We start from the raw sequence: 235 nt of genomic DNA on the forward strand, positions 1-235 counted from the left end.
GCTTAATATGCCGGGTCACGGTTGCTGGCATGGTCTGCTGCGTGCGGGGTGGGGGGCGGAGTGTCATGGGGCTGTGTTTTCTGGGGGGGGGGGGGGGGGGGGGGGGGGGGGGGGTGGGGTGGGGGGGGGGGTGGGTGGGGGGGGGGTGGGTGTGGGGGGGGGGGGGGGGCGGCACAAAGCAAGACAAAAACCAAAAAGACAAAACAAACCCAAAACCAAACAAACAACCGAAAAA

General features: G+C 66.0%; 1 protein-coding gene. It reads left to right on the top strand.

Going from position 1 to position 235, the window contains the following annotated elements:
• The coding region (locus tag AAEZ02_RS23560) for a hypothetical protein (protein WP_351125679.1) at nucleotides 1-235 on the top strand (235 nt) is incomplete at both ends.

This window comes from Shewanella sp. T24-MNA-CIBAN-0130 (genome assembly GCF_040310185.1).
In the GTDB taxonomy this organism is placed as follows: domain Bacteria; phylum Pseudomonadota; class Gammaproteobacteria; order Enterobacterales; family Shewanellaceae; genus Shewanella; species Shewanella psychromarinicola.